This is a genomic window from Longispora urticae, assembly GCF_053902585.1.
This window is the reverse complement of the sequence record NZ_JAQZSH010000028.1, coordinates 260,063-272,938: the sequence shown is the minus strand read 5'-3', so window position 1 is coordinate 272,938 and position 12,876 is coordinate 260,063. Positions and strand designations below refer to the sequence as shown.

Sequence of the window (12,876 nt, the reverse complement as noted above, 5' to 3'; positions counted from 1 at the left end):
GAATGTCAGAGTTGATGCGGTTCGAACTGGACGCCGTGGACGCGGTCCTGGTCGAGGTGGAGTCCGACGGGCCGGATATCTCCCCGGTCTCCCGTGCGGGGGACGTCATCCAGTCCGCCACCGGCTCCTTCGGCACCGCGCTCACCCAGGTCCGCAAGGCCGCGTCGGTGGCGCTGGCCACCTTCCGGGACATGGACGTGCGGCCCGACGAGGTGGAGGTCGAGTTCGGCGTGAAGTTCAACGCGCAGGCCGGGGCGGTGATCGCCAAGACCGGGGTCGACGGGCACCTGACCATCAAGTTGAAGTGGCAGCGCGAGGCGGGGGCGGAGGAGGCCCGTCGGTCCGGGCCGGCGTCACCGGCCTGACGAACGCGCCGGGCCCGGGGCGGGCGGCCGGACCCGCGCGGCGACCGGCCTGGAGAGTGGCGTCGGCCACCCGCTGGCAGCGAAGCCGGCCTCCCGGGTGTTGACCCGGGTGTGAGCGAACAACGTACGGTGCGGGTCGTCGTGATCGGGGCCGGTCAGGCCGGCCTGTCCGCGGCGTACCACCTGGGGCGCGCGGGTCTGCGGCCCTTCGACGACCTCGTGGTCCTCGACCGCAACCCCCGGCCGGGCGGCGCGTGGCAGCACCGCTGGGACACCCTCACCATGCACGACGTGCACGGCATCGCCAACCTGCCCGGCACCGCCGTCCCCGACGCCGCCGACCGGGACCGGGCCAACGACGTGATCCCGCACTACTTCGCCGGGTACGAGGCCGCGATGGCGCTCCCCGTGCTCCGCCCGGTCGGGGTCACCGCCGTCCGCGACGCCGACGGCACCCTGCTGGAGGTCGACACCGACGCCGGTACGTGGCTGACCAGGGCCGTGGTGAACGCGACGGGTACCTGGGACCAGCCGTTCGTCCCGTGGTACCCCGGGGTCGAGACGTTCCGGGGCCGGCAACTGCACACCGCCGGCTACCGCGGGCCCGCCGAGTTCGCGGGGCAGCACGTGATCGTGGTGGGCGGCGGACACTCCGCGGTGCAGCTCCTCGCCGAGATCTCCGCGTACGCCGACACCACCTGGGTCACCCGCCGGCCCCCGCTGTGGCGCACGGACGAGGAGTTCGGGCCGGAGCAGGGCCGGGCCGCCGTCGCCCTGGTCGCCGAACGGGTCGAGGCCGGGCTGCCGCCGCAGAGTGTCGTGAGCGTCACAGGGCTGCACCTGCGCGAACAGGAACGGGCCGCCGCGGCGCGCGGGGTGTACGACCGCCGGCCCATGTTCGAGGCCGTCACCCCCGACGGGGTCCGCTGGGCCGACGGGCGGGTCGAGCGCGCCGACGCGATCGTCTGGGCGACCGGGTTCCGGCCGGCCGTGGCGCACCTCGCGCCGCTGCGCCTGCGGGAGCCGTCCGGCGGGATCCGGCTGGACGGCACCCGGGCCGTCCGGGACCGCCGCGTGCACCTGGTCGGCTACGGGCCCTCGGCCAGCACCATCGGGGCCAACCGGGCGGGCCGGGCGGCGGCGCGGGAGATCCGCGCCCTGCTGGGCGAGCCCACCCCGGCTCTGACTTCCTGAAAACCATGCGCGGGGTACCGGCCCGAGCCACCTGACCGGTACCCGTCGGATCTGGCTCCGTTCCGTCCGGGACGCCCCCGTGGGCACCCCGGGCGGAACCGTCCCGCTACGGCATCGTCAGGCCGGGGGCCAGCGCGATCGCCTTCAGCTGGTCGAGGGTCAGCGGCGGCGTCGCCCGGGTCGCGTCGAACTCGGTCTTGGCCCCCTGGTGCTGGAGCACCCGGTTCCAGCTGACGTTCATGGCCCACGCGGTCACCACGCCGCCACCGGGCCGCACCACGAGCACCTCGAACTCCTTGCCGCCGTTGGCCCAGTGCAGCCCGTCACCGGCGGGGTCGTCGTACGTCATGGCCAGCACGGACTCGCCGTTCGGGCCGGTGGACTCGACGCAGCCGGTCCGGTACCGGTGGTCCCCGTACCCGGACACCTCCGAGCACCGGGTGGGGGCGTCCTCGCCCCGATCTAGGACGATCAGGAACCCGCCGGTACCGGCCGCGTCGGCGAGGTCACCGGACGCCGACGCGTCCTTCGTGCCACCGGTCATGAACGCGAGCGCGCCGTAGTCCGGGCCCTTCATCGACGTGCCGGTGATCTGGGTGCCGGGCGCCGCCGCGGCGACGGCCGCGCGCAGTACCGTCGTCAGCTGGTCGGCCTGGGCCTGGGTCATCGGCGTCCCGCTCGGCGGTGGCGGGGTCGGCATGTGGCCGTCGGGCCCGGCGGAGGTCAGGGGCGGCTCCTTGGGGGACCACGCCGGCCTGGGGGTGGCCGTGCCGGTCGGCTGGGTGGCGAAGGTCCCCTGCCCGGCCGGCGCCGGACCGCCGTCGACCAGCACCCCGACCCCGATGGTCCCCGCGAGGACCGCGACGGCGAGCCCGCCGGCGGCGCCCCAGACCCGCAACCGCTGGCCGCGCCGGCCCCGGACGATCAGTGCCTCGAGGTCGACCGCCGCCGGCGGCGGGGCGCCGATGGCGTCGTCGAACTGTTTCTGGTACACGACAATGCTCCTAGGTGGTTTCGAGCCGGCTGACCAGCGGACGCAGGGCGTCGAGCCCCCTCGAGGACTGGCTCTTCACCGTGCCCTCCGAACAGCCCAGCAGTTCGGCGGTCTGCGAGACCGACATCCCGCAGTAGAACCGGAGCACGAGGACGGCCCTCCTCCTCGGCGGCAGCTCACCGAGCAGCGCGAGCAGGTCCGTGTCCCCGGCGAGGTCGGCGTCGGTGACCGGCACCTCGGGCAGCTCGTCGGCGACCTGTTCGCGACGCCACGGCCGGCGCTGCTCGTCGATCCAGGCGTTGAGCAGGATCCGCCGGACGTACCCGTCGAGTCCCTCCATCCGCTCGGCGCGCCGCCAGTGCCGGTACAGCTTCAGCAGCGTGGTCGACACCAGGTCGTCAGCGGTGTGCCAGTCGCGACAGAGCAGGTACGCCACCCGGCGCAACTGGTCCATCCTGGCGACCACGTACTCGCGGTACGCGGCCTCCTCCGAACGCCTCATCAAGATCCCTCCGTCGGCTCCTGCCCAGAAGAACGGAACCCACCCGCGACGGGGTTGCCCGCCGGCCGGACTTTCCCGCCGACGCACCCGGCGCGGACGGCCGACGCACCCGGGGCGGACCGCCGACGCGCACGGCGAGGACATGCCGGCCCGCCCGGCGCGGACCCGTCAGCGCGCCCGGTCCGGGTCCGGCGGAGCCTGGAGATAGGCGAGGACGGCCAGTACCCGCCGGTTGTCGTCCTCCGACGGCAGCAGCCCCAGCTTCGCGAAGATGCTGTTCGTGTGTTTCCCGACGGCCTTCTCGGTGATCACCATGGCCGCCCCGATGGCCGCGTTGGACCGCCCCTGCGCCATGTGCCCGAGCACCTCCCGCTCCCGGGGGCTCAGCCGGCGCACCCCGACGTCGCGTTCCTGCCGGCCGAGCAGTTTGGACACCACCACCGGGTCGAGGGCCGTGCCGCCGGCCGCCACCCGGCGTACCGCGTCGAGGAACTCGCGGAAGTCGGACACCCGGTCCTTGAGCAGGTACCCGATGCCGCCCCGGGTGTCGGCCAGCAGTTCGCGGGCGTAGAGCTGCTCGACGTACTGGGACAGCACCATCACGGGCAGTCCCGGGATCCGTTCGCGGGCGGCGAGCGCCGCGCGCAGGCCCTCGTCGGTGAACGTGGGCGGCAGCCGGACGTCGACGACGGCCAGGTCGGGGCGGTGCCGCAGCAGGGCGCTCAGGAGTTCGGGGCCGTTGTCGACGGCGGCGACGACCTCGATGTCATGGGCTTCGAGGAGCCGGACGAGCCCCTCGCGCAGCAGGCCGAGGTCCTCCGCCAGTACCACTCGCATCGGGGTTTCCTCCGTGGTCATCGGGACTCCAGCCCGCAGGGCACGTCGATCGTGACCCGGGTCCCCGCGCAGGCCGGGCTGTCGACCCGCACCCGGCCGTCGAACACCTCGAGGCGGTCGGCGACCCCGCGCAGCCCGGAGCCCCGGTCCGCCGCCGTGCCGCCACGGCCGTCGTCGGTCACGGTCACGGTCAGTCGGCCGTCGGCGTGCGCGAGGTCGACCCGGGCGGAGCGGGCGCCGCTGTGTTTGACCACGTTGGCGAGGCACTCGGCGACCGCGAAGTAGACGGCCGGCTCCAGGGACTCGGGCACCGCGCCGGGCAGCCGGGCCCCGACGGTGACCGGCACGGCCAGGTCCAGGGCGAGCGCCTCGACGGCCCCGACGAGTCCCCGGTCGGCCAGCACCGGGGGCCGGATCTGCCGCATCACGGTGCGCAGGTCCTCCAGCGTCGCGCCGACACTGGCCCGGCTCTCGCCGAGCATCCGGATCGCGGCCTCGGGGTCGGTGCGGACCAGGTGTTCGGCGAGGCCCAGGCTGACACCCAGGGAGACGAGCCGGGCCTGGGCGCCGTCGTGCAGGTCCCGTTCGATCCGCTTGAGCTCGGCGTTCCGGCCGTCGACCACCACCCGCCGGGTCCGGACCAGCGTGTCCACCCGGCGGGTGAGTTCGACCTCCCGGTCGGGCGGGAGCCGGGACACCGCCCACGCGTGCGCGGTGAACGCCCCGCCGAGGACCACCAGCGCCCACACCGGCCAGAGGAAACCGCCGCCGGACAACCCCCAGATCACGAACTCGGCGGGTACGAGGACCCCGAACACCGCCGTGTGCACCGCCAGCCACCGGCGGGGCCCCGGGGGCGTGCGCCACGCGGAGTGCAGGGCGGCCCGGCCGGCGAGGGCGGCGGCGAGCCCGAACCAGACCCAGCGGGGCCAGAACTCGCCGCGCCCGGTGGTCAGCCACACGGCCGGGGCGGCGACGGCGGCCAGCACGGCGACACCGATCTCCCCACGGGTGACCCGCCACCGGGATCCGGTCACCTCGGCGCTCCCCGTCATGCCGCAGCCTCCCCGCTCGCCGGTGTCACACCCGGACCCGCGGCCCGTACGCCAGCCGCCGCAGCAGCGTCTCCGCCGGACCCTGGACACCCCGGACATCCAGCCGCCATGCTACGGCCACGGAGATCGACCACACCGCCACGGCGATCCCGGCGGCCACGAACGCGGTCCCGCCGTGCCGGCCCAGGTCCAGCGCCCACGGGGACAGCAGCGCCATCCACGCCACGGACTGGAACAGGTACCCGGACATCGAGCGCCGCCCGAGCGCCGAGACGGCCCGCACCCCGACCCCGGGGGTACCCGCCCGGCCGAACCGCAGCGCGAGCAGCCCGAAAAACGCGACGTACCCCGGCCCACCGAACTCGCCACTGACCGCGTGCACCAAGGCCATCAGCTCCACGGTGCCCGGTTCGACATCGACGAGCCCGGCCCCGACCAGCGCGTACGGCACCGCGCCCGCGACCGTGACCGCCAGACACCCGACGGCGACCCGGCGCAGCAGCGCCACGTGCACGGCGGCGTCCTCCAGCAGCCGGCGGCGCGCGGCCCACATGCCCAGCCACACGATGACGATCACCGGGATCACGGTCGCGGTGTGCGCGGGCCACTCCGCGAGCCGGTCCAGGAGGGACCGGCCGTACGTGGTGGCCGCCAGGGACGCGTTGGGCGTGTTGGTCAGGGTCGCGTGGCCGCCGGTGTCCCCGGCGAGCCGGACCGCCAGCAGGACGCCCAGGACCAGCGCGTAGCCGAGGGTCGCGCCCCACAGCCACAGGACCAGGCGGTGGAAGCGGTCGCCCCGGCGCAGCAGGAGCAGGGTGGCCAGGACGCCGATGACGCCGTACGCGCCGAGGAAGTCGCCGAAGTACAGAAGGGTGGCGTGCGCCAGCCCGAACGCGACGAGCCACGCGTTGCGGCGCAGCAGGACCGGGCGCGGGTCGGCCCCGGCGTCGGAGTGCCGCCGGGCGAGCTGGACGAGCCCGTAGCCGAACATGACGGCGAACACCGGGTACGCCCGGCTGTCGACGAACATGAGCAGGAACGCGTTGAGGAACCGGCCGGCGCCCGTCGGGGCGGGGTCGATCCCGGGCTGGCCGGCGAAGGCGACGTTCGCGCTGTTGGCGAGGGCGATGAACAGCAGCATCGCCCCGCGCGCCAGGTCCGGGGCGAGGGCGCGCCCGGCCCGCGCCGCCGGTACCCGGAGAGTCCGGGTCTGGGGTGTGTTTGTCATGCCCCAACCCTCGCGGCGCGCGGTCGCCGGTGACAGCGGCCTGGACACCCGGTGGGGGTGGGCCTAGCACCCCTGTTTCGGCCAGGACACCGGGCCGGGGCCCACGCGCGGCCGGGACCACCCGACCGCGCGCCTCAGGCCACCCGGCCGCGCGTGATAGGGCGCCCGGCCGTGCGCCGTCAGTGCTCCTCGGCCTCCTCCGGCAGGTCCCGGAGCCGCGCGACCGGCGACGGCAGCACCCAGAGGACACCGGCGACCGCCCCCACCGTGGCGATCCACAGTGTCGGCCGCACCCCCAGCGCCGCCCCCGCCGCGCCGCCCGCCAGCGCGCCGAGCGGCCGGATCCCGTAGTTGACGGTGCGCAGCGCGCCGGACACCCGGGCCCGGAGCGGATCGGGAATGGCCGAGGTCAGCACCGAGCCGGCGGTGATGTCGAGCATGATCACGCCCAGCCCGGACAGGAACTCGGCAGCGAGCAGCGCGCCCACCACGACCGGGGTCGGCCCGCCCGCGAGCGGCACCAGCACCAGCGGCGCGGGAAAGACCACCAGACCCAGCAGCACGGTACGGCCGATGCCGAGCCCCCGCGACACCCGCGTGGTGACCGCGGCCCCCAGCACGGCGCCGATCGAACCCGCCCCGATGACGGCCCCCAGCAGGCCGGGCGTCACGCCCAGTTCGGTGCTGACGTAGAGCAGGAACAGGGCGGTGAACATGTAGTTGAAGAAGTTCATGGTGGTCAGGCCGAGCAGGAGGGGCCGCAGCACCGGGGACCGGGCCAGGAACCGCAGCCCCTGGCCGATCCCGAGGCCCTCGTGGGTGGACGGCGGCGGTTCCGTCGGCCGGATCCGGAGCAGGAACACCGCCGAGACCAGGTACGACACCGCGTCGGCGAGCAGCGCCACCGGTGCGGTCAGGACCTGGACGAGGACCCCGCCGGCGCTGGGCCCGACCGCGTAGGACACCGCGCGGGTGCCGTGCAGGAGCGTGTTGGCCTCGACGTAGTCCGCACGGGGCACCAGGGACACGAACAGGGTGCTGTGCGAGACCTCGAAGACGACGGCCAGCGTGCCGGACAGGAACGCGACGACGTACAGCTGGGGGAGGGTGAGCACGTCGAGCAGGTACGCGGCCGGCACCGTGGCCAGCAGCGCCGCCCGGCCCAGGTCGGCGAGGACCATGAGCCGCCGCCGGTGCGGGTACCGGTCGATCCAGGCGCCGGCGAGCAGGGAGAACAGCAGGTTCGGCAGCAGGGCGGCGGCGGTCAGGTAGCCCATCTCCACCGGGCCGGCCCCGACGCCGAGCACGGCGACCAGCGGCAGGGCGAGGTAGGAGATCTGGTCGCCGACCAGGGAGACGGTCTGCGCCGACCAGTACCGGCGGAACGGGGTGTCCCGCAGCAGGCGCGGCGGCCAGCGGCGGACGGCGGGGGGCAGGGTGTCGGTCATGGGGGTGGCCGTTCTCGGGGGAGGGGCGGGTCAGTGGTCGCCGACGCGCGGGAAGCCGGCGGCGACCACCGAGACCGGCAGGGCCGCCGGGTCGTCGGCGTCGCGGGCGACGAGGGCGTCCACGTGCGCGTAGAACGTGTCCCACAGCTCGGTCAGGGAGCCGGGGGTGAGCCGGACGAGCAGGTCGCCGATCCCGGACGCCTCGACCCACTCGGGGGACAGGTCGTCGGCGTGCGCCTCGAAGTCCCGCACGGCGCGGATCAGGACCTCGACCTGGTGCCGGCGCATCACGCTGACCGCCTCGCGGCCCTCGCCGGAGGCGGCCATCGCGGTGTTGCTCCACGACGTGGTGGCGTGCACGGCGGCCCACCGGCGTTCGCGCTGGTCGGAGCTCGGTTCCCCGTCGGTGACGAAGCCGAACTTGGCCAGCTGGCGCAGGTGGTAGCTGGTGGAGCCGGTGTCGGTGTCGAACCGGCGGGCCAGTTCCGCGGAGGTGGCGGGGCCGTGCGCGCGCAGGGCCGCGAGGAGCTGGACGCGGAGCGGGTGGGAGAGCGCCCTGAGTTCGGCGGCGGCGGTGACCTGGCGGTCGCCCTGGTTGTCGGTGGCCATGCCCGTAGGCTAAACCACAGAACTTATTTTGCAAAACAAATTCTGCGATATCCGGGTACTGCCGCCCCGCGTCCCGGCGGGGGACCGCGCAACCACCGGGACGCGGACTCCGCCGGCTACCCGCGCAGCGCCTCCGGCAGCGGCTCGGCGTGCAGGACGTGCAACGCGCTGACGGCCCGGGTCAGCACCACGTACAGCCGGTGCAGGCCGCGGGGCTCGGCGGTGGCGATCCGCCCCGGCTCGGCCACGATCACGGCGTCGAACTCCAACCCCTTGGCCAGGCCCGCCGGCACGCACACCAGGCGCGCCGACTCCAACGCGTCCTCGTCCTCGCCCAGCAGCGCCGCGTCGAGCCCGGCGGCCCGCAGGTGCGCGCACAGACCGGCGATGTCGGCATCGGCCGCGATCAGGCCCACGGAACCCTCGTCGGTCAGCCGTTCCCGGCACGCCCTGAGCACCGCGTCGGACAGCTCCCCGGCCGTGGTCGGCGTGACCCGCAGCGCCCCGGCGGCGCGGCGCACGGAGACCGGCGAGGCCAGCCCGGGGGCGATGGTCGGCAGCAGCCGGGCGGCGTACCCGATGATCTGCTCCGGCACCCGGAAGCCCCGGTCCAGCACCTCCAGCCGGATGTCGGGCTTGCCGAGGTGCGCCAGCAGGGTCGGCCAGTCGTCGGCGGCCCACGCGCTCGTGCCCTGCGCGATGTCGCCGAGGACGGTCAGCGACCCGGTGACACACCGCCGGCCGAGCGCGCGGCACTGCATCGGGCTGAGGTCCTGGGCCTCGTCGACCATGACGTGGCTCAGGGACGGGGTGCGGTCGATGAGCCCGGCCAGCTCGTCGAGCAGGACCGCGTCGGCGGCCGACCACCTCGCGGACTTCGCGGACCGGTACGGCTTCGCCCACCGCAGCGCCGCCTGCTCCTCCCCGGTGAACAGCCCCTCGCCGGCCCCGGCCAGCCGCTCCGGATCCGACAGCACCCGGAACAGCACCTGCTCCGGGGTGAGCTTCGGCCACACCGCGTCGAGCAGCCCGCGGACCTGCTTCGAACGGGCCACGGCCGCCAGGTCCCGGTCGTCGGGGGAGGCGCCGCGCCGTTCCATCTGCTTCAGCACCAGGTTGGCCACGCGCTGGGCGAGCCCGTCCCGGCCGGGCCCGTACCGGGGGCCGCCGCGCTGGTCGGCCACGGTCCGCGCCAGGTCGTCGCGGGCGACCCGGTGCCGGGTGCCGCCGTGCACGTAGACGAGGTCCTCGGCGGGTTCCCCGATGTGCCCCCACAACGCGCGGCGGAGCACCTCGGCCATCCGGGCGTCGCCCTTGAGCCGGGCCGCCTCGACGGGGTCCGTACCGGTCACGGGCCGGTCGAGCAGCTCGTCGACCGTCTTCTGCTGGACGGAGACCTCGCCGAGCGCGGGCAGGACGTGCCGGATGTAGCCGAGGAACGACCGGTTCGGCCCGACCACGGTCACGCCGCCGGTCAGCCGACCCGGCTCGGTGTACAGCAGGTACGCCAGCCGGTGCAGCCCCACCGCCGTCTTCCCGGTGCCCGGCGCGCCCTGCACGCAGATGCTCTCGGACAGCGGTGCGCGGACCAGCTCGTCCTGTTCGGGCTGGATGGTGGCCACGATGTCGCGCATCGGCCCGGCCCGGGGGCGTTCGATCTCGGCGGTGAGCAGCGCGCTGGGTCCGCTCTCCGCGCCGGTGAGCGGCTCGTCCTCGTACGCGGTCAGCTCGGCGTCGTCGGAGAAGCCGTACCGGCGGCGCAGGCGGACCCCCTGCGGATCCTCCCGGGTCGCGCGGTAGAACGGCATCGACACCGGGGCGCGCCAGTCGACCACCAGCGGGGTGCCCTCGTCGTCGCGGACCCGGCGCCGGCCGACGTAGACCCGGTCCGCGTCGACCCCGGCGGCAGGATCGTGGTCGAGGACCGTACCGGGTTCGTAGTCGAGCCGGCCGAAGAACAGCGGCACGCCGGGCAGGTCCGCCAGGTCGTGGCCGCGCCGGGACCGGGCCATCCGGTACACCGTGTTGAACCAGACCTCGTCGGTGCCCGACGCGAACTCCGGCGTCTCCGTCGCGAGCACGTCCGCCCGCATCCGGCGCAGCGCAGCCCTGGCCGCCGCCAGGTACTCCTGTTCCGACCCGATCTCCGTCGTCCCGACCGACCGGGAGTTTCCACCCATGCTGACGCCCGTCCTTAGCTGTGGCAGAGAGGCGGCCCCGTCACCTCGGTTCCCGCCACCGGTACGCGGTCGGGCCGCTCCAGCGGGGGCCCGACGCCCGGGTTCGACCGACGTCACAATGTGGACCTGAGGGGCGGCCGGACCGGCCGCCAGGGGAAACGGCGACGCTACCAGGACGCGCGAAGACCCTCAACCCAATATGGACCCGGGCCGGGTACCGCCGGGATGCCTGGAGTTATCAACTAATATGTCCGTTTATGAGCGCGGTGGATGTGGGTGTGGTCGTGGGTTCCGTCCTCGCGGCGGTGCTGATGCTGGCGGCGATGACGCGGTGGTTCCCCGAGCGCTGGCGGGACGGCGGACTGGCGGCGGTCGACCAGTTCGCGGGCGTCAACAAGACGCTGTTCTCCTTCATCCTCGCGCTGTCGCTGGTCTCGGCGTCGGCGAGCCTCGCCCAGGCGGGCACCCAGGTCAACAACGAGGCCGCCAGTCTGACCAACTTCTACTGGGCGACCCGCCCGCTGGCCCCCGAACCCCGCGAGCGGCTGCGCACCCTGACCAGGGAGTACACCGCGGCCGTCGTCGACGAGGAGTGGCCCGAGATGGCCGAGGGCCGGACCAGTCACCGGGCCCAGGAGCTCTACGACGAGATGCGCCGGGCGTTGCAGGACGCGGAGAAGAGCGGCTCGGGACGCCAGGACGAGTTCACCCGCGACGCGCTGGTGTCCCTGCGGGCCGTGGGGGACGCCCGCCGGGCCCGGACACTGTCGATCTCCCAGCAGATCCCGTCGTACCTGTGGATCGGCCTGATCGTCTCCGCGATCCTGGTGGTCGCCGCGGCGGCCTCCCAGGTGCCGAAACTGTCCGCGCCGGGGGTGGTGGGCATCGGGCTGCTGGCGCTGCTGCTGTCGTCGGTGCTGACCGTGCTGTCGGCGCTGAACCACCCGTTCGGCGGCGGGATCCAGGTCGAACCGGACTCCCTGAGATACGCCCTCGAACGGTTCGCCGTCATCTGAGGCCGGACCGGCCGCGCGGCTCCCGACCGTGCGCGCCGCCGCCGGGCCGCGCCCCGTGTCCGTGGCGCGTCGCGGCGGTGGCCGGCCGGTGGCGTACCCGTCTGGAACGTGTTCTGGTCTGTGGTTCTCCTGAAAATGTCGGGGGCCGGCGCTAGCCTGCAGAAGACGTCCCGCCCGCGATCTAGGAGGACCCCTGTGGCCACCCGACTCAATCCCTACATCAGCTTCAACGGCGAGGCCCGCGAGGCCATGGAGTTCTACAAGTCGGTCTTCGGCGGCACCCTCACGGTGAACACGTTCGGGGAGTCCGGCGCGCCCGAGGGGCCGGGGGCCGACAAGATCATGCACGCGATGCTGGAGACCGACAGCGGCTACACGCTGATGGCCGCCGACACCCCGCCGGGCATGCCCTACAACCCCGGCGACAACATCTCGGTGAGCCTGAGCGGCGACGACGGCGACCAGCTCCGGGGCTACTGGGAGAAGCTCGCGGCCGCCGGCACCGTCGCCGTCCCGCTGGAGAAGCAGATGTGGGGCGACGAGTTCGGCATGTGCACCGACCAGTTCGGCATCACCTGGATGGTCAACATCGGCGCGCCGCGGAGCTGACAGCAATCGTCAACCCGGGGTTGACGATTGGTCGCCCGTCAACCTAGAGTTGACGCATGACCAATCCTCCCCGCGCGACCAGCCCTGTCCGACTCGACGACCTCATCGACGCCATCAAGAAGGTCCACACCGACGTCCTGGAGCAGCTCTCCGACGCCGTGATCGCCGCCGACCACCTCGGGGACGTCGCCGACCACCTGATCGGCCACTTCGTCGACCAGGCCCGGCGCTCCGGCGCGTCCTGGACCGACATCGGCCGCAGCATGGGCGTGAGCAAGCAGGCCGCCCAGAAGCGCTTCGTCGCCAAGGGTGAGGCGTCCGATCTCGACCCCAACCAGGGCTTCAGCCGGTTCACCGAGAGGGCCCGCAAGGTCGTGATGGCCTCGCAGGAGGCGGCCCGGTCCGCCGGCAACCCCGAGATCGGCCCCGCCCACCTGGTGCTCGGCTTCCTCGCGGACGCCGACTGCGTGGCCTCGAAGGCGGTCGTGGCCCTGGGCGTGCCGGTGGAGGCCGCCCGCCGGTCGGTGACCGCGACCCTCCCGCCGGCCGTCGAGGGCGTGGGCGAGCTGGTGCCGTTCGACGCGCACGCCCGCAAGGCACTGGAGCTGACGTTCCGCGAGGCCCTGCGGCTGGGGCACAACTACGTCGGCACCGAGCACATCCTGCTCGCCCTCCTGGAGGTCGAGGACGGCGCCGGACCGCTCACCGACCTCGGTGTCACGAAGGCCGCCGCCGAGGAGCAGGTCACGGCGATCGTGGCGGCCATCGTCGCGCAGCGCACCCAGGCCTGACGGCGGCGCACGCGCGGTGCGGGCGGCCACGGTCCCCGTCGCGCAGCG

Annotated in this window: 13 protein-coding genes; 5 read left to right on the top strand and 8 right to left on the bottom strand. The window is 74.1% G+C overall.

The window, feature by feature from the left end; translation table 11 throughout:
• The first annotated feature begins 2 nt into the window (after positions 1-2).
• Both PT931_RS19175 and PT931_RS19170 read left to right on the top strand, forming a co-directional pair.
• Positions 3-365: a CU044_2847 family protein gene (locus PT931_RS19175; protein ID WP_456247099.1), complete on the top strand. Its 363-nt coding sequence runs from the start codon at positions 3-5 to the stop codon at positions 363-365.
• 111 nt (positions 366-476) lie between these two features.
• The gene (locus tag PT931_RS19170) at positions 477-1,559 is read left to right on the top strand and encodes an FAD-dependent oxidoreductase (RefSeq protein ID WP_456247098.1); all 1,083 of its coding nucleotides are present in this window, start codon (positions 477-479) and stop codon (positions 1,557-1,559) included.
• A gap of 106 nt (positions 1,560-1,665) precedes the next feature.
• On the opposite strand, the gene PT931_RS19165 is transcribed toward PT931_RS19170, so the two are convergent.
• From PT931_RS19165 to PT931_RS19130, 8 genes are all read right to left on the bottom strand, one after another.
• The gene (locus PT931_RS19165; protein ID WP_456247097.1) at positions 1,666-2,553 is read right to left on the bottom strand and encodes a hypothetical protein; all 888 of its coding nucleotides are present in this window, start codon (positions 2,551-2,553) and stop codon (positions 1,666-1,668) included.
• A gap of 10 nt (positions 2,554-2,563) precedes the next feature.
• A complete protein-coding gene (locus tag PT931_RS19160; RefSeq protein ID WP_456247096.1) occupies positions 2,564-3,055 on the bottom strand; it encodes a SigE family RNA polymerase sigma factor in 492 nt (163 codons plus the stop codon).
• 168 nt (positions 3,056-3,223) lie between these two features.
• Positions 3,224-3,892: a response regulator transcription factor gene (locus tag PT931_RS19155; protein ID WP_456247095.1), complete on the bottom strand. Its 669-nt coding sequence runs from the start codon at positions 3,890-3,892 to the stop codon at positions 3,224-3,226.
• A 17-nt stretch (positions 3,893-3,909) separates the two neighbouring features.
• Positions 3,910-4,947 carry a histidine kinase gene (locus tag PT931_RS19150; RefSeq protein ID WP_456247094.1) on the bottom strand — a complete coding sequence of 346 codons (1,038 nt, stop codon included), beginning with the start codon at positions 4,945-4,947 and terminating at the stop codon, positions 3,910-3,912.
• 25 nt (positions 4,948-4,972) lie between these two features.
• The gene (locus tag PT931_RS19145) at positions 4,973-6,175 is read right to left on the bottom strand and encodes a DUF418 domain-containing protein (RefSeq protein WP_456247093.1); all 1,203 of its coding nucleotides are present in this window, start codon (positions 6,173-6,175) and stop codon (positions 4,973-4,975) included.
• Between the two features lie 179 nt (positions 6,176-6,354).
• Complete coding sequence (locus PT931_RS19140) at positions 6,355-7,623, bottom strand: MFS transporter (protein WP_456247092.1); 1,269 nt, start codon at positions 7,621-7,623, stop codon at positions 6,355-6,357.
• Between the two features lie 30 nt (positions 7,624-7,653).
• Positions 7,654-8,232 carry a helix-turn-helix domain-containing protein gene (locus tag PT931_RS19135; protein WP_456247091.1) on the bottom strand — a complete coding sequence of 193 codons (579 nt, stop codon included), beginning with the start codon at positions 8,230-8,232 and terminating at the stop codon, positions 7,654-7,656.
• 116 nt (positions 8,233-8,348) lie between these two features.
• A complete protein-coding gene (locus tag PT931_RS19130; protein ID WP_456247090.1) occupies positions 8,349-10,412 on the bottom strand; it encodes a HelD family protein in 2,064 nt (687 codons plus the stop codon).
• Between the two features lie 257 nt (positions 10,413-10,669).
• On the opposite strand from PT931_RS19130, the gene PT931_RS19125 reads away from it, so the two are divergent.
• The 3 genes from PT931_RS19125 to PT931_RS19115 all read left to right on the top strand — a co-directional run bounded on the left by PT931_RS19125 (position 10,670) and on the right by PT931_RS19115 (position 12,828).
• Positions 10,670-11,428, top strand: a complete 759-nt coding sequence (locus PT931_RS19125) for a bestrophin-like domain (RefSeq protein WP_456247089.1) — start codon at positions 10,670-10,672, stop codon at positions 11,426-11,428.
• A 195-nt stretch (positions 11,429-11,623) separates the two neighbouring features.
• A complete protein-coding gene (locus tag PT931_RS19120; protein WP_456247088.1) occupies positions 11,624-12,037 on the top strand; it encodes a VOC family protein in 414 nt (137 codons plus the stop codon).
• A 56-nt stretch (positions 12,038-12,093) separates the two neighbouring features.
• Entirely contained in the window at positions 12,094-12,828 is a 735-nt protein-coding gene (locus PT931_RS19115) for a Clp protease N-terminal domain-containing protein (RefSeq protein WP_456247087.1), read from the top strand.
• Positions 12,829-12,876 lie beyond the last annotated feature (48 nt).

Coding starts and splice junctions, on each gene's coding strand:
- PT931_RS19150 (WP_456247094.1), bottom strand. CDS start 4,947: ATGACGGGGAGCGCCGAGGTGACCGGATCCCGGTGGCGGGTCACCCGT.
- PT931_RS19125 (WP_456247089.1), top strand. CDS start 10,670: ATGAGCGCGGTGGATGTGGGTGTGGTCGTGGGTTCCGTCCTCGCGGCG.
- PT931_RS19160 (WP_456247096.1), bottom strand. CDS start 3,055: ATGAGGCGTTCGGAGGAGGCCGCGTACCGCGAGTACGTGGTCGCCAGG.
- PT931_RS19155 (WP_456247095.1), bottom strand. CDS start 3,892: ATGCGAGTGGTACTGGCGGAGGACCTCGGCCTGCTGCGCGAGGGGCTC.
- PT931_RS19140 (WP_456247092.1), bottom strand. CDS start 7,623: ATGACCGACACCCTGCCCCCCGCCGTCCGCCGCTGGCCGCCGCGCCTG.
- PT931_RS19115 (WP_456247087.1), top strand. CDS start 12,094: ATGACCAATCCTCCCCGCGCGACCAGCCCTGTCCGACTCGACGACCTC.
- PT931_RS19175 (WP_456247099.1), top strand. CDS start 3: ATGTCAGAGTTGATGCGGTTCGAACTGGACGCCGTGGACGCGGTCCTG.
- PT931_RS19135 (WP_456247091.1), bottom strand. CDS start 8,232: ATGGCCACCGACAACCAGGGCGACCGCCAGGTCACCGCCGCCGCCGAA.
- PT931_RS19145 (WP_456247093.1), bottom strand. CDS start 6,175: ATGACAAACACACCCCAGACCCGGACTCTCCGGGTACCGGCGGCGCGG.
- PT931_RS19130 (WP_456247090.1), bottom strand. CDS start 10,412: ATGGGTGGAAACTCCCGGTCGGTCGGGACGACGGAGATCGGGTCGGAA.